A 14,706-nucleotide genomic window follows, 5' to 3' on the forward strand; every position below is an offset into this window, starting at 1 on the left:
TTAACAGGAGAAAGGCTGTGGTCCTTGCCTGTTATTATTATGCAGGTTTATTAATCTTTCGAGCTGAATGTTATATTCATTACCGTTAGCATAACCTGGCTTGGCAATGTCACTGAGCCCTTTGATCAGTTGAAAAAGGTGCATGCTTTTGTTGGTAAACGGTTTGTTGTCTTTATTACAGAGTTCGAGGGTAAAGTTGAACCTGTCTTCCAGTTCTTCTTCGAATTCGCGAAGGCTCAGGGTTTCGTCTATGGGGTATTCAATGAGCATATTCTCCAGAAAACCGGCTTCCTGCAGGGTATCGAAAGCATTTGCCGGGGAGTTCCGCATGTAAACAGCAATGTTGCACGAGAGTAACCGTTGAAACTGCATCTGCAAAAGGGATACTGTCATTAAAGGATGTAACTTCAATACTTTCATTTCACGTTTGGATTATTTTCCAGTCTTACTGAATTATTTGCAAACTTAGTTTGTGCATATTAAGTGAATATTAAGAGCATGTTATATAATCATAAATATATGTTAAAGTATAACATATATAACTTGTGTTTGCTTTTCAAAAAATCTCGTTTCTGCCTGAGGTGGAAACGAGATTTTTTCAGAGGCGGGATCTACAGTTGGCAAGTAAACAGGTATTATGAATTCGGGAAAGTTACTGCTTTAGATAAATCCAAATCCCCCCATATTGGCTGATCTTCCTCCTCTTCCGGCAGTACCACTTTCGCTTTCGTCACGGGGTATTGGTAGAGGGTCCATTCTTTATTTACATATTCAAGAGAAGTGAGGCTTTCCACCCAGTCGCCGGAGTTCAGGTATGTTACCGTTTTACCGTTATGTACCATTTCCTTGATAATTGGCTGGTGAATATGCCCACATGCTACTACATCGAATCCTTTATCTACAGCAATTTCAGCTACGATCTGTTCAAAATCGGAGATGAATTTTACGGCTTGTTTCACGCCTTGTTTCACCTTTTTGGAAAAGCTCATTTTTTCCCTGCCCATGCTTTCCAGGATATTATTCACCAGGCGGTTGAGAATGATGAGCAGGTCATAGCCTTTGCCGCCCAGTTTTGCGAGCCATTTGGAGTTTTTCATGGTCACATCGTATACGTCCCCATGGAAGAACCAGTGTCTTTTGCCGTCTACGTCCAGTATGAGTTTATTATCGATAGTGAGGTTACCCAGGCCGAATCCTGCAAATTTGCGGAGGGCTTCGTCGTGGTTACCTGTCAGATAATATATATCTGTCCCCTTTCCTGTCATTTTCAGGATTCTGCGGATCACCTTGGTATGTGCTTTGGGGAAATAGCGTTTGCTAAACTGCCAGATGTCGATAATATCGCCATTGAGAATCAGTATCTTAGGATCGATGCTATCTAGGTATTGGACAAGCTCTTTAGCGTGGCAGCCGTATATTCCGAGATGCACATCGGAAATAACGACTATATCAAGTGGGCGTTTATCGGACATTGTTTACGCTGGTGAACCGGAACTCCGGGTTCATTGTTCTAATGGTGATAAATAAATGTTCGCTCGCTGTAGGTGTATTTTGCCCCTGCGCTGGGCCTTTTCGGGATAAAAAATATCCTTGAAAACCAGGCTCGTACACTGCAGGATTTTACAATACAAAGAAAAAAACGCTATATTACTTTTATATTAATCCAGTGTTAAGGAATCATTAATAATAATTATTTCTTGGAGGTATTGGTCGCGGAAAGCTATTTTTGCGCCAAATTCAAACTATAAGCGTATGGGAGGCTTCAATTCCTTTGTTAAATTGTTTATTCCTAAAGACAGGGTATTCTATTCATTATTTGAAGATGTGGCAGCTAATCTGGTAGAAATGGGGAAAGTATTGATTGAGTTGGTAAATTCAACAGACCCTGCAGTAAGAAAGGATAAGACCCACCTGATCGAGAGATTAGAGCACAAGAATGATGATTTTACCCATCGCATATTTGTAGAACTGGGCCAGAACTTCATTACTCCCTTTGACCGTGAAGATATTCACCACCTGGCAGCTACGCTGGACGACGTAGCAGATTACATTCATGGCTCTGCCAAGCGTTTGGATCTGTACAAAGTAGTAGAGATCAACGAAAGCGTTCGTAAACTGGCAGATCTGATCTACCAGGGCTGTGTAGAGCTGCACAAAGCAATCCCTGAACTGAGAAGCATGTCTAATATGCGTAATATCACTGATGCCTGTGTAAGGATCAACAGCCTGGAAAACCATGCTGACGATATCTATGATATGGCAATCGCAGACCTGTTCGAGAAAGAATCCAACAATGCAGGCGAGCTGCTGAAAATGCGTGAATTGTATCAGGCGCTGGAAATCGCTACCGATAAATGCGAGGACTGTGCCAATGTGATCGAATCTATCATTATTAAATACGCATAGTCGCCCGGTCTTGTAATGGCTCAATGCAAACTGTATTCTAATGGTCTTACTTGTCACAATTATTATACTGGCATTCATCTTTGACTTTATTAACGGGTTTCATGATGCTGCCAACTCTATAGCTACAATCGTTTCCACAAAAGTGCTGACCCCGTTTCAGGCCGTATTGTGGGCTGCTATATTCAACTTTGCCGCTTTTTTTATCTCAAAGTACGTTTATGGGGAATTTAAGGTAGGCAATACCATCGCCAAGTCAATATTTGAGCAGTTTATCACCCTGAAAGTGATCTTCTCCGGACTGGTGGCTGCTATCATCTGGAACCTGCTTACCTGGTGGTATGGCATTCCCTCCAGTTCTTCCCATACCCTGATTGGGGGCTTCATTGGCTCTGCCGTTGCTGCTGCTCACGGTAACTTTGATGTGATCAACTATGCCAAGGTAATGCCGATCATTTACTTCATTGCCCTGGCGCCCTTTATAGGGATGGCTGTCGCCTTTGTGATTACTATTATAATTATGAACATATGCCGCAAGGCGAACCCTTATAGGGCAGAAAGCTGGTTCAAACGCCTGCAGCTGGTGTCGTCAGGTGCACTGAGCCTTGCCCACGGCGGTAATGATGCGCAAAAGGTAATGGGTATCATCGCTGCTGCCCTGGTAGCACATGGTATTATCCCTGACCTCATGCATATACCGAACTGGGTGCCGTTTTCCTGTTTTGCTGCAATCGGTTTAGGCACTATGAGTGGTGGCTGGAAGATTGTAAAGACAATGGGGTCCCGCATTACCAAAGTGACCCCACTGGAAGGTGTGGCCGCTGAAACCGCAGGTGCCATTACGCTTTACCTCACTGAAGCGCTGGCCATTCCTGTAAGTACTACACACACCATTACCGGTTCTATTATCGGGGTAGGTGCTACCAAACGCCTGTCTGCAGTGCGCTGGGGGGTAACTGTCAGCCTGCTCTGGGCATGGATCCTGACTATCCCGATCAGTGCTTTACTGGCTGCTGCCGTGTATTTCGTCGTGAATCTCTTTATGTAAACAATTCCCGGATTGATATAGCCAGGCCGGCGTGGGTAAAACTTCCAAATTACTCACGCCGGCCTTTTTTATGGATATTTTTCCCCCTGCCGCTTTTTTTTCTCCCCCATCCACCTATTTTTGTAAGGCTTTTGAAAAACCCATTATCCTATTACATCAATGGGACCATTATTATAATGGTGTATTGATGATTGTTTATCATATAATAAACCGCAATGAAAGGTATTATCTTAGCCGGGGGTTCCGGCACTCGTTTACACCCCATTACTTATGCCATCAGTAAGCAGATCATGCCGGTGTATGATAAACCGATGATCTATTACCCATTGTCTACACTGATGTTGGCTGGTATCAGGGAGATTCTGATTATTTCAACGCCTCATGACCTGCCTGCTTTCAGGCGGCTCTTTAATGACGGCAAGCAGCTTGGGCTGGATATTTCTTATGCAGAGCAGCCGGAACCTAATGGTCTGGCACAGGCATTTGTGATAGGAAAGGACTTCATTGGGAATGACAATGTTGCCCTGGTATTGGGCGATAATATATTCTATGGCGCAGGTCTTGGTACCCAGCTGGCCAACAATGTGCATCCACAGGGAGGGATCGTATATGCCTACCAGGTATCAGACCCGGAAAGATATGGGGTAGTGGAGTTCGATGCCAAAATGCAGGCGGTATCTATCGAAGAGAAACCTGCTAAGCCCAAAAGCAACTACGCTGTACCAGGTTTGTACTTTTATGACAACGATGTGGTGGGCATTGCAGCAAACCTGAAGCCCAGCGCCCGTGGTGAATATGAGATCACAGATGTGAACAAGGCTTACCTGGAGGCTGGCAGACTGAAAGTATCTATCTTACCACGCGGCACTGCATGGCTGGATACGGGTACTTTCGACTCCATGATGCAGGCTTCCCAGTTCGTACAGGTAATAGAGCAGCGGCAGGGGATCAAGATCGCCTGTATTGAAGAAATTGCGTACAGACAGGGATTCATTGACATAGAGCAGTTGCACAAACTGGCCACTCCCCTGCTCAAGAGCGGCTATGGCAATTACCTGGAGTCATTGCTGAAACAATAATATTGAGATCCATACACCAAAAAATCGCTTTTGCCACTAAGGTAGAAGCGATTTTTTGCGAAAAGGAATTTGTCGGTGAATAATGGATGAATGCATACTGGCTGACCAATATTTTGAGAATATGGTATTTACGACATAAATTCGTAATTCGCTTTTTGTTACTTTGATACCAACTCTAAAATCAAATACATATGAAGGTTCTTGTTACCGGCGGTTGTGGCTATATTGGCTCTCACACTATCGTAGATCTGATTAACAATGGATTTGACGTAGTCTCTGTAGACAGCAATATCCGCAGTAGTACACAATTGCTGGAAGGCGTAGAAAAAATCACAGGTAAAAAAGTCCGCAATTACAAAGTTGACCTCTGCAACCTGGAAGATACCCACGCCGTTTTCCACGAAAACCGTGACATCGTAGGTGTCATTCACTTCGCCGCCCTGAAAACAGTACCAGAATCAGTGTCAGAGCCCCTGTTATATTTCCACAACAACCTCACTTCACTGACGAACGTACTGAAATGTGTAAAGGAATTCAACATTCCTAACATGGTGTTCTCCTCTTCCTGCTCGGTTTACGGTAATGCTACCGCCCTGCCAGTAGTAGAAGAAACCCCGCTGGGAGAAGCACAATCTCCATATGCACGTACCAAACAAATGGGTGAACAGATCATTGTAGACTATAGCCGTGTAAACAACACACAGTCTATACTGCTCCGTTATTTCAACCCCGTTGGTGCACATCCTTCTGCCCTGATTGGCGAACTGCCGCTGGGTAAACCAGATAACCTGGTACCGGTGATTACCCAGACAGCGATTGGTAAAATTCCTAAGCTGACTGTGTTTGGCCATGATTATGATACCCGCGATGGTAGCTGTATCCGCGACTATATCTATGTAATGGATATCGCGAATGCACATACCAGGGCACTCCAATACCTGATAGACAAGAAAAATAAGACCAACTGTGAGGTTTTCAACCTGGGTACCGGTAATGGTGTAACCGTACTGGAAGCCATCAAGGCATTTGAAAAAATCTCTGGCGTAAAACTGAATTACGAACTGGGCCCAGGTCGTCCGGGAGATGTAATTGCGATTTATGCTAATAACACCAAGGCAAAGTCATTGCTGGGATGGGAGCCGAAAACAGGTATTGAGGATATGATGAGGACTGCATGGCAGTGGGAAGTGGCGCTGAGAGACAGGGTGCTGAATAATTAATGTAATGCAGACACTTAAAATGAGCATGGCCTCTGCCAACAATAAAAAGATATAACATGCTCATCTTTTTTATTACTTTTAAAGCTCAATACTTATAATAAAGGCTATGGTAAAAGACATTAAACCGTTAAATGAAAAGGAAACCCGCGCTGGATTTGGAGAAGGAATCCTGGAGGCCGGCCGTAGAAATCCAAATGTAGTAGCGCTGACTGCTGACCTGCTGGGCTCTATGAAACTGAATGCCTTTATCAAGGAATTTCCGGATCGTTTTGTACAAGTCGGTATTGCAGAAGCCAACATGATAGGTATCGCTGCTGGTATGACCATCGGCGGTAAAATTCCTTATACTACCACGTTTGCCAACTTTTCAACCGGACGTGTATACGACCAGATCCGTCAGTCCGTTGCTTATTCTGACAAGAATGTGAAAATCTGTGCATCGCACGCAGGTTTAACCCTGGGTGAAGACGGTGCTACCCACCAGATTCTCGAAGATATAGGAATGATGAAAATGCTGCCTGGTATGACAGTGATTGTACCTTGCGATTTTAATCAGACCAAAGCTGCCACTATTGCGATTGCAGATTACGAAGGTCCTGTGTACCTGCGTTTTGGCCGTCCAAAATGGCCTAACTTCACCCCTGAAGACCAGCAATTTGAAGTAGGTAAAGCGCAGATCCTGCACGAAGGTACTGACGTAACCCTCTTCGCTTGTGGTCACATGGTATGGCTCTCTATCGAAGCAGGTAAAATCCTGGAAGAAAGAGGTTACAGCGTGGAAATCATCAACATCCACACTATCAAGCCGCTGGACGAAGCAGCTGTACTGGCTTCTATAAAGAAGACCGGTTGTGCCGTAACTGCCGAAGAACACAACGTACTCGGTGGCCTGGGCGACAGCATCGCGCAGGTAGCTGCACGTAACCACGTAGTTCCTATCGAATACGTAGGTACGGAAGATACCTTCGGTGAAAGCGGTAAACCTTTAGACCTGCTGAAGAAATATGGTCTGGATGCAGATCATATCGTAGCTGCTGCTGAAAAAGCAATTGCGAGGAAGAAGGCTAAATAAGAGATATTAACAAGCTTTTTATTGAACTGTAGGCTGACTGGATAACGGTCAGCCTATATTTTTATCTCTTATTCAAATTAAACCTTACAGCAAAAAAAGCATCTTAATAAGTGGTTTTTAATTAAATTCCATTCTTAACCATTTAACCTTAGTATGGCCATTATCCAGGATGATAAGACATTGCTGAGTTTGTACAGAGATCCTGCCACAAGGGAAAAAGGATTTACGTATATCATTCAGAAATATCAGGAGCGCTTATATTGGCATGTAAGGCGGTTAGTGCTGGATCATGACGACGCCAACGACGTATTGCAAAACATATTTGTAAAAGTCTGGAAGAACCTCGAAGGATTTCGTGAAGACGCCCAGTTGTACACATGGCTATACAAGATAGCTACCAACGAATGCCTCACGTTCCTGGAAAAACAAAAGAAAAATACAGCTGTATCCCTGTCTGACGTGGAAACAGGGCTCAGTAACACGCTAAAAGCTGATAGCCAGTTTGATGCGAATAAATTGGAATGGAAACTGCAGAGAGCAATTCTGGGACTACCCGAAAAACAAAGGATCGTATTTAACCTGCGATACTATGACGAAATGCCCTATGAAGAAATGAGCCGTGTGCTGGATACCTCAGAAGGTGCACTGAAAGCCTCCTACCATCATGCTGTAAAAAAAATTGAAGAATTTATCAAGAACAGCTAAAATTGCGACATTTACCGATTTTTGAGGTGAATTCCTTAAATTTTGAGATGAAAATGAAATATTTGAAGACGAAGCGTTGCTGTCTTTAAACTATTCATATCTTTTGCCGTCTAAATACCGAGATGATACCCAAAAGCGACGATATTGCGAACGAACTTCAGGAGCTTATTCCTGGTGCTCAATGGCCACAACAGGCGCCCCTGTCAGGGGTTCCGGCTGGTTACTTTGAGTCTTTGCCAGCAATAATCCTTGGTAAAGTACGTCAGGTGGATGTGATGGAAGAGCTACAAAGCCTTTCTTCCATGCTGGCTGCTGTTCCCAAAACGTTCCCGCTGACCTTGCCGCAGGGTTATTTTGAGCAATTACCTCAAAGAATCATTGCACGGATACAGGAACCGGAACTAACGGGCATTTCCCGGAATGTACCTTTTTCTGCGCCACCAAAAGAATATTTTGAGCAACTCCCACAAAGGATCATTGCACTCGTAAACGAAGAGCTGGCCCCGGAATTGACCGGTATATCCCGGAAATCTCCCTTTACCCCTCCTCCAAACGAATACTTCGGGCAACTATCCTTGCAGGTGATGCAAAAGATAAAAATGGAAGAAGCCGCTACTGAGCTGGCAGCTATCTCACCATTACTGGCCACCTTGCCAAAGGCAATGCCTTTCTCCCTGCCTGCAGGGTACTTTGAGCAGTTCCCTGCCCAATTACTCCAGCAGATCCAGGAAGCAGAAAGCGTTTCACCTTTTGCCGAGCTGACCAGGGCCACCCCATTCTCTATGCCTGCCGGTTACTTTGAGCAGCTGTCTGCCCAGGTAATACAAAAGGTAAGAAATGAGGAAGTAGCTGATGAACTGGCCGACATTTCTCCATTACTGGCCTCCCTGCCAAAAGCAATGCCTTTCTCCGTACCCAACGGTTACTTTGACCAGCTGGATACACAGGTAGCCGCCATTGCACAGGCACCAGCCAAAGTGGTGAACCTGCGCCCACGCAGAATGCAGTTCTACAAATGGGCAGCCGCTGCCTGTATGCTTGCACTCGTAGGCACCAGCAGCCTGTACTACATGCGGAATACGCAACATGTGGAAAATCAGGCGGTCATCAACCTGGCCGAAGCAAGTTTATCTGACGTAAGTGACCAGGAAATCGTGGAATACCTGCAAAATCACATGGACGCTTTTGATAAAGAAGACCTCATGGGATTGACGGCTGCTACGCCGGAGGTAACGACAGAGAACACACCTTTACCCGGTGGATTGTCTACCGAAGACATTGAAAGCTACCTGGAAAACACTGGTTCTTTAAAAGAAGAAAGTCCAATTAAAAACTAAATGAAACATTTTTACATACTGTGCTTATTTTTTATCACCTCTCTCCTGTGTCGGCCCTCACCGGGCATGGCCCAGAGTGGCGGCAGCGATGCTGAGATAAAAGACAAGATCCGGGCTGCAGAAATTGCCTACCTGGCTCAGAAGCTCGATCTTACCCCGGACGAAGCCCAAAAATTCTGGCCGGTGTATAACCAGTATACCAAAGAAGTAGAACTCCTGATTGCAGAGCGTAATAATCGCAACAACGCCAGTAATGCCGCAGAAAAAGCAAATTCCAAAACGAATGGTGACCAGGAATTAAAATATGACCAGCGCATGCTGGATATCAAAAACCACTACGACAAAGAATTTCAAAAAGTACTGCCGGCAAATAAAGCAGGGTCGGTGTTCAGGTCAGAAAGAGAATTCAGGGTGCAACTGATACGGCAGCTGAAAGAAAGACAAATGAGAAATGTAGGTGGGCCAGGGGCTCGCAGGTTCAGAAACTGATAACTTTAGATGTTATATAAGGAATAAGTGAACAAAGCCTCCCAGCGTGGGAGGCTTTGTTTTTAGGCATAATGTGCCCGTACCTCTATCACCTTTCCCTCATTGTTTAATACCATCATTTCGGCAGCAAGACGGTTCCCTACACTCCGATAATACAACACCAGTGAGTTGACACCTTCCAATACCTGTATCAGCTCGAAATGTAAGTCAGGATAGGCGGTCAATGCCTTTGAGAAATAAGCCTGCAAAGTTGCCTTGCCGCGGATATTGCCTGCAGGGTCGTTATTGATCTTTATAATAAAGGGAGAGTAGAAAACCACATCTTCGGCATAGTGAGACATGATTTCATCCAGCTGATGTGAGTTCCAGGCATGCAGCCATTCCTGCGCGAAATTGCTCATAGTTACTTTTTTAAATACCAAGATAGGCAGGGCGATGACAGTACCATTTGCTGAAAAGCTCATTTTACAGCACGCCATTCCTTTGGCGTCATACCAAATGTACGGCGGAACAGGCGGTAAAAATGCGGGATGTTTTCAAAGCCGTTACTGTAGGCTATTTCCTGGATAGAAAGGGTAGTAGTTCTCAGTAGGAAACTGGTTCTTTCCAGGCGTTTTTCCCATACCCAGTGCATAGGACTTTTGAGGTAACGCTGTTGGAAATGCCTTTTCAACGTGGCTTTGCTCATATGGCTCTGGCGTGCCAGGTCTTCTATTTGTAAGGGAGCAGCGAGTTCTTTGCCAATGGTTTGTACAGGCAACCGGCTGGATAATGACTGGCGGAGCATCTGTAGCCCTTCGGCAGGGATCAACTGCAATGCTTTTTGCATCACGTAGTCAGGAGACAATGATGATCTTTTGCTGAAAGCACTGAATAGTTCAGCAGAGAAATGCTCCCAGTGGGGGCCAGGTTGTAAGCGACAGGTGGCGACTGCTGTTTCTGAAAGGGGCAGGGGCAGCAGCCATTCATCAGGCAGGAGCAGGTTGATGCTCGCATAACCTTCTTTTCTACCCAATATTTCAGAGCATAATAAAGTACCTGCGGGAATAAGGAATACATCGCCGGCATGCAGATGGTGAATGCGCTGGCCATCGTACATGCGTTTTTGCCCCTGTATTACCAGGTTGAGGATGCTAACGGGAATGTATATTTCATGGTCTGTTTTGCGATGGTATTCGCTGTACGCAGCCCAGTTGTATGAGCCCTGTTTCCAGGCCTGCATGTGTGCATGGCCGGTAAAACAGAGGTTATCATACGCTGTATACATCTATTTAAATTTGTTGAAAGGCGTTTTGGTATCGTGGTAGAAGAGGAATGTCCAGTCGTCTGCAATACCGCGCTGTTTGAACTGTTCGCGGAGTTCCATCCCACGCTTGCCATCATAATCGTATTTAGCTGCAAAGCGACGTATCATGTAAGACATCTGGGGAGCTTCGTCACCACCAAAGAAGATCTTGCCATCTTCGTCGTTGATGAGGAATACCTGGTGGTAAGGGCAGTGACCGCCGGTGACCTCGTAGGAGATATAATCGTCGATGGTGCCGTCGCCTTCTGTGAAGACTACATTGTCGTAATTCTGCAGGAGTGAGATATCGCTGGCCAGGTAGGATTTACCATCGTGCTCGAGGGCATACTGGAATTCCTGCCTGTTTACATAATAGGTAGCGTGTGGGAAGGTGAGCTGGCGCTGGCCGGTGATGGGATCTACTGCAGAAACGCCACCGGAGTGATCTTTATGCAGGTGGCTCATCAGTACTTTGGTGATTTCCATTGGATTCACGCCATTGTCTATCAGATGCTGATGAATTTGCAGTACCCCGTCCTTATTACGGAGGCCCAGACCTGTGTCAAAGAGGATGAAATCCTGGTTGGTAATGACGAGGAAAGGTTGTATTTCTACCAGCAGGGAACCGCCAGATCTTTGCTGCATGGTATCTACCGATGGATTGTAAGGTACGAACTGTTTTGTAGCATCTACAGTGAAAGACCCTTCTGATAATGGAATAATACGTGCCATAGTTTCAAGTGCCAAAGTGCGGGTACAAAGGTACAAAAATGAAAGCTCCCGCCGTAGGGCGGGAGCTTTCATTTTTATCTCAATACCATCTGCCTGTCGGCATCCAGTCTCAACATTATAAATATCAGCATTGTAAACGTCATCAGCGACGAACCACCATAACTCACCAGCGGCAGTGGAATACCAATTACCGGCGCCAGACCTATCGTCATGGATATATTGATGGCCATATGGAAAAAGATGATGCTCGCCACCCCGTATGCATACACCCTGCTAAACGTGGATCGCTGTCGCTCCGCGACAAATATGATCCGTAAGAGCAGGGCCACGTATATGCCGATAAAGATCAGGGAGCCCAGGAAACCAAAGTCTTCCCCTACTGTACAAAAGATAAAGTCAGTACTTTGTTCCGGTACGAAGTCATATCTCGTTTGCGTTCCTTTCAGGTATCCTTTTCCGATCACACCACCGGAACCAATGGCAATCATACTCTGCCGGGTATTGTAAGTCGCTTTCGGATCGTTCTCTTTACCCAGCATTACGTTGATACGCTTTACCTGGTAATCCTTCAGCACCTTGGTAAATGCAAAAGGTACGATGAACATCACAAACACCGAACAGAAAGCGTAGATACCGAGTATCAGCGCCAGCCTGGAACGATGCCTTTTGATATCCCTGCGCATGACATAAATGGCAAGCGCAGTAATACCTGTGAATATGTAAAAGAGAATATTTTTATCCACCAGTAATGCGGACAATACCAGCACTATCCCCGAGAATGCAATCACCAGCAATACTGCAGGCAGCCCTTCTCTATACATCACCAGGAAGAAAGAGAAATACACCAGTGCCAACCCTGTTTCATCCTGCAGGATGATGATAGCGCAGGGAATCAATGCCAGTGCAGCAGCGATCAATCGTGAGCGCAGTTTGGTAAAATCTGTTTCTAATGAAGAGAGGTACTTTGCGAGGGCCAGGTTGGTACATAGCTTTGTGAGCTCTGCAGGCTGGAACTGGAACCCACCTATCACTAACCATGAATGTGACCCCTTTACATCCTTACCAATGGCGATTACCAATAGTAGTAATAATATACCGCCTGCATACAGCAGGTTGGCTGTAGCTGTAAAAAACTTACTATCTGTGAGCCAGATGATGGTAGCCAGAATGGCTGATACTCCCAGCCACATGATCTGGCGGGAATAGTTCTTATTCAGGTGAATGATATCGTACCATATATTATCGCCTTCCCTGTACTCTGCAGCAAAGATCGATAACAGGCCAATGAACACCAGTGCCAGGTAGAGACCCATAATAGGCCAGTCAATACCTTCTGTAAGTTTTAATTGCTGCCGGCGGTTTATCATTAGTTATTCGGGAAATAGAGTTTAAGTATTTGTTCTGTCGTCATTTTTGCTGAAGCTCCATTCAGTGAATCCAGCTTGGATTTTTCTCTTACCACAGGATCGATGGTTACATCGTTCAATGTTTTCTCCATCTGTGCCCTGCGTTTTGTTGATATGGTATCATTCAGGTATTTCTCAATCATCAGGCTGGCGATAGGTGCAGCATAGGTGGCACCGAAACCTGCATTCTCCACGATTACAGCTATGGCAATCTTTGGATTGTCTCTCGGCGCAAATGCTACGAATACAGAGTGGTTTTTCAGTTTGGTGAGCTTACCGTTTACAATGGCATTGTTCTCTGCCGTACCTGTTTTACCACACACTATTATACCGTCGATACGGGCAATCATACCTGTACCTCTCTCCACCACATCTTCCATACCATAGATTACTGAACGGTAAGATGTATCAGATACGTGTGCGACCACGTGTTTTTCTTTGTATTTATCCAGCAGGTGTGTATTATCATTGTCTATGCTGCTCACAAAGTGAGGTACATAATAAGAACCATGGTTGGCAATAATACACATCGCATTTGCCATCTGCAGCGGCGTAGCCACTACCTGGCCCTGGCCCATACCTACATATAGCTCTGAACAGGAGTTCCACTGACCACGGTACAACTTATTCATACCTGCAGAATCAATGGCTTTACCGCCTGATTCACTCGGAATATCTATACCCAGCCTGTGACCAAGCCCAAAGGATGAGATATAATCATGCCACTTCTGATGTCCTTTTTTCACGCCGCCCCATTTAGGTGCGTCTACTTCCAGCCTGTAGAGGTGTACGAAATAAGCATTACAGGAGTTGGCAATCGCCAGCCGAAGATTGGCTGCGTGCCCCGGGTTGTGGTGCGTACAGGCAATCGGGCGGCCGCAATAAGTATATGCACCAAAACAAGGGAAACCAAAGCTGGGTGTAATTACACCTTCATCCAGTGCGATCAGGGCGGTGAGCGGTTTCATGGAGGATCCCGGTGGATACCCTGCCTGGATGGCACGGTTAAAGAGTGGTTTGGTTGTATCGGCAAAGAGACGGCTAAAGTTGCGCGCCCTGTAAGAGCCAGTGAGCAGATTTGGATCGAAGGTAGGTGCACTCACCATAGAGAGAATACCACCTGTTTGGGGATCGATGGCGACCACGCTACCTATTTTATTACGCATCAGGTGCTCGCCGAGTACCTGCAGATCAACGTCTAAAGAGAGACGGAGGTTCTTACCGGCAATAGCAGCGGTATCGAACTCCCCATGTTCATAAGGGCCCTGCGGACGGTTCAGGTTATCCTTTACCAGGTATTGAATACCACGCTGTCCCATCAGCACTTCTTCGTAGGTTCTTTCCAGGCCGGTCATGCCAAGGTAGTCACCCTGGTTATAATCGCTGTACTGCGGGCGTTGCATCATCTGGGGAGAGATTTCGCCGATATAACCTAAGATATTTGCAGCAGCGGCAAAAGGATAAGAGCGGATTTGCCTGGGCACCAGTTCGAACCCGGGCTGGAACATATACATACTTTCCTGCAGTTTGCCGAACATATCCGGGGCGAGCAGGGGAGCGAATACGGATACACGGCGGCTACCATTTTTGAGGATGGAGGCAGTGATACGTTTTCTGAATTCTTCTTTGGTGATATTCAGGATCTGGCACATGTAAGCCGTATCAATGTTTTTGACATTGATAGGAGTCACGACCAGGTCGTACATAACATCGTTGCTAAGGATACTACGACCTTTACGATCGAAGATGATACCACGGCTGGGGTAAACTACTTTGCGGAGTACCGCGTTGGCATCTGCCAGCTTGGAATATTTCTTTTCGACGACCTGTAAAAAGAAAAGTCTTGTCATGATCAGTACGACCATGCCAAGGAAAATTAATTGTATGACCCGTTTTCTGGGTTGGTTATAAACAGACATTTCCCCGGAGA

Annotated in this window: 15 protein-coding genes; 8 read left to right on the plus strand and 7 right to left on the minus strand. The window is 45.6% G+C overall.

From position 1 onward, the window contains the following. Complete coding sequence (locus ABDW16_RS17105) at positions 1–420, minus strand: hypothetical protein (RefSeq protein ID WP_343671343.1); 420 nt, start codon at positions 418–420, stop codon at positions 1–3. Between the two features lie 215 nt (positions 421–635). Continuing rightward, complete coding sequence (locus ABDW16_RS17110; protein WP_343671345.1) at positions 636–1,472, minus strand: UDP-2,3-diacylglucosamine diphosphatase; 837 nt, start codon at positions 1,470–1,472, stop codon at positions 636–638. A 280-nt stretch (positions 1,473–1,752) separates the two neighbouring features. On the opposite strand from ABDW16_RS17110, the gene ABDW16_RS17115 reads away from it, so the two are divergent. The 8 genes from ABDW16_RS17115 (at position 1,753) to ABDW16_RS17150 (ending at position 9,353) form a co-directional block, all read left to right on the plus strand. Then, on the plus strand, positions 1,753–2,406 hold the full coding sequence (locus ABDW16_RS17115) for a DUF47 family protein (protein WP_343671347.1): 654 nt from the start codon (positions 1,753–1,755) through the stop codon (positions 2,404–2,406). A gap of 40 nt (positions 2,407–2,446) precedes the next feature. Continuing rightward, entirely contained in the window at positions 2,447–3,451 is a 1,005-nt protein-coding gene (locus tag ABDW16_RS17120) for an inorganic phosphate transporter (protein WP_343671349.1), read from the plus strand. Between the two features lie 215 nt (positions 3,452–3,666). Continuing rightward, entirely contained in the window at positions 3,667–4,530 is an 864-nt protein-coding gene (gene rfbA / locus ABDW16_RS17125; RefSeq protein WP_343671351.1) for a glucose-1-phosphate thymidylyltransferase RfbA, read from the plus strand. 191 nt (positions 4,531–4,721) lie between these two features. Continuing rightward, positions 4,722–5,750 carry a UDP-glucose 4-epimerase GalE gene (gene galE, locus ABDW16_RS17130; protein WP_343671353.1) on the plus strand — a complete coding sequence of 343 codons (1,029 nt, stop codon included), beginning with the start codon at positions 4,722–4,724 and terminating at the stop codon, positions 5,748–5,750. A 106-nt stretch (positions 5,751–5,856) separates the two neighbouring features. Continuing rightward, positions 5,857–6,822, plus strand: a complete 966-nt coding sequence (locus ABDW16_RS17135; RefSeq protein WP_343671355.1) for a transketolase C-terminal domain-containing protein — start codon at positions 5,857–5,859, stop codon at positions 6,820–6,822. Between the two features lie 153 nt (positions 6,823–6,975). Further along, on the plus strand, positions 6,976–7,527 hold the full coding sequence (locus ABDW16_RS17140; RefSeq protein ID WP_343671357.1) for a sigma-70 family RNA polymerase sigma factor: 552 nt from the start codon (positions 6,976–6,978) through the stop codon (positions 7,525–7,527). Positions 7,528–7,649: 122 nt separating this feature from the next. Further along, positions 7,650–8,864: a hypothetical protein gene (locus ABDW16_RS17145; protein ID WP_343671359.1), complete on the plus strand. Its 1,215-nt coding sequence runs from the start codon at positions 7,650–7,652 to the stop codon at positions 8,862–8,864. Continuing rightward, on the plus strand, positions 8,865–9,353 hold the full coding sequence (locus ABDW16_RS17150) for a hypothetical protein (RefSeq protein WP_343671361.1): 489 nt from the start codon (positions 8,865–8,867) through the stop codon (positions 9,351–9,353). Between the two features lie 62 nt (positions 9,354–9,415). On the opposite strand, the gene ABDW16_RS17155 is transcribed toward ABDW16_RS17150, so the two are convergent. The 5 genes from ABDW16_RS17155 to mrdA all read right to left on the minus strand — a co-directional run bounded on the left by ABDW16_RS17155 (position 9,416) and on the right by mrdA (position 14,695). Beyond that, on the minus strand, positions 9,416–9,754 hold the full coding sequence (locus ABDW16_RS17155) for a nuclear transport factor 2 family protein (RefSeq protein WP_343671364.1): 339 nt from the start codon (positions 9,752–9,754) through the stop codon (positions 9,416–9,418). Positions 9,755–9,813: 59 nt separating this feature from the next. Then, on the minus strand, positions 9,814–10,620 hold the full coding sequence (locus ABDW16_RS17160) for a helix-turn-helix domain-containing protein (RefSeq protein ID WP_343671366.1): 807 nt from the start codon (positions 10,618–10,620) through the stop codon (positions 9,814–9,816). After that, positions 10,621–11,370: an MBL fold metallo-hydrolase gene (locus tag ABDW16_RS17165; RefSeq protein ID WP_343671368.1), complete on the minus strand. Its 750-nt coding sequence runs from the start codon at positions 11,368–11,370 to the stop codon at positions 10,621–10,623. Between the two features lie 74 nt (positions 11,371–11,444). Then, entirely contained in the window at positions 11,445–12,737 is a 1,293-nt protein-coding gene (gene rodA, locus ABDW16_RS17170) for a rod shape-determining protein RodA (protein ID WP_343671370.1), read from the minus strand. Then, positions 12,737–14,695, minus strand: coding sequence for a penicillin-binding protein 2 (mrdA, locus tag ABDW16_RS17175; RefSeq protein WP_343671372.1), 1,959 nt, complete (start codon positions 14,693–14,695; stop codon positions 12,737–12,739). The genes rodA and mrdA overlap by 1 nt, the downstream gene beginning before the upstream one ends. Between the last annotated feature and the right edge of the window lie 11 nt (positions 14,696–14,706).

The sequence above is a fragment of the Chitinophaga sp. genome (assembly GCF_039596135.1).
Classification (GTDB): domain Bacteria; phylum Bacteroidota; class Bacteroidia; order Chitinophagales; family Chitinophagaceae; genus Chitinophaga.

What these genes read in the sequence shown, in the direction of transcription:
- ABDW16_RS17140 (WP_343671357.1), top strand. Translation starts at nt 6,976, where the DNA reads ATGGCCATTATCCAGGATGATAAGACATTGCTGAGTTTGTACAGAGAT.
- ABDW16_RS17150 (WP_343671361.1), top strand. Translation starts at nt 8,865, where the DNA reads ATGAAACATTTTTACATACTGTGCTTATTTTTTATCACCTCTCTCCTG.
- ABDW16_RS17120 (WP_343671349.1), top strand. Translation starts at nt 2,447, where the DNA reads ATGGTCTTACTTGTCACAATTATTATACTGGCATTCATCTTTGACTTT.
- ABDW16_RS17145 (WP_343671359.1), top strand. Translation starts at nt 7,650, where the DNA reads ATGATACCCAAAAGCGACGATATTGCGAACGAACTTCAGGAGCTTATT.
- ABDW16_RS17160 (WP_343671366.1), bottom strand. Translation starts at nt 10,620, where the DNA reads ATGTATACAGCGTATGATAACCTCTGTTTTACCGGCCATGCACACATG.
- rfbA (WP_343671351.1), top strand. Translation starts at nt 3,667, where the DNA reads ATGAAAGGTATTATCTTAGCCGGGGGTTCCGGCACTCGTTTACACCCC.
- ABDW16_RS17165 (WP_343671368.1), bottom strand. Translation starts at nt 11,370, where the DNA reads ATGGCACGTATTATTCCATTATCAGAAGGGTCTTTCACTGTAGATGCT.
- rodA (WP_343671370.1), bottom strand. Translation starts at nt 12,737, where the DNA reads ATGATAAACCGCCGGCAGCAATTAAAACTTACAGAAGGTATTGACTGG.
- ABDW16_RS17105 (WP_343671343.1), bottom strand. Translation starts at nt 420, where the DNA reads ATGAAAGTATTGAAGTTACATCCTTTAATGACAGTATCCCTTTTGCAG.
- mrdA (WP_343671372.1), bottom strand. Translation starts at nt 14,695, where the DNA reads ATGTCTGTTTATAACCAACCCAGAAAACGGGTCATACAATTAATTTTC.
- galE (WP_343671353.1), top strand. Translation starts at nt 4,722, where the DNA reads ATGAAGGTTCTTGTTACCGGCGGTTGTGGCTATATTGGCTCTCACACT.
- ABDW16_RS17110 (WP_343671345.1), bottom strand. Translation starts at nt 1,472, where the DNA reads ATGTCCGATAAACGCCCACTTGATATAGTCGTTATTTCCGATGTGCAT.
- ABDW16_RS17115 (WP_343671347.1), top strand. Translation starts at nt 1,753, where the DNA reads ATGGGAGGCTTCAATTCCTTTGTTAAATTGTTTATTCCTAAAGACAGG.
- ABDW16_RS17135 (WP_343671355.1), top strand. Translation starts at nt 5,857, where the DNA reads ATGGTAAAAGACATTAAACCGTTAAATGAAAAGGAAACCCGCGCTGGA.
- ABDW16_RS17155 (WP_343671364.1), bottom strand. Translation starts at nt 9,754, where the DNA reads ATGAGCAATTTCGCGCAGGAATGGCTGCATGCCTGGAACTCACATCAG.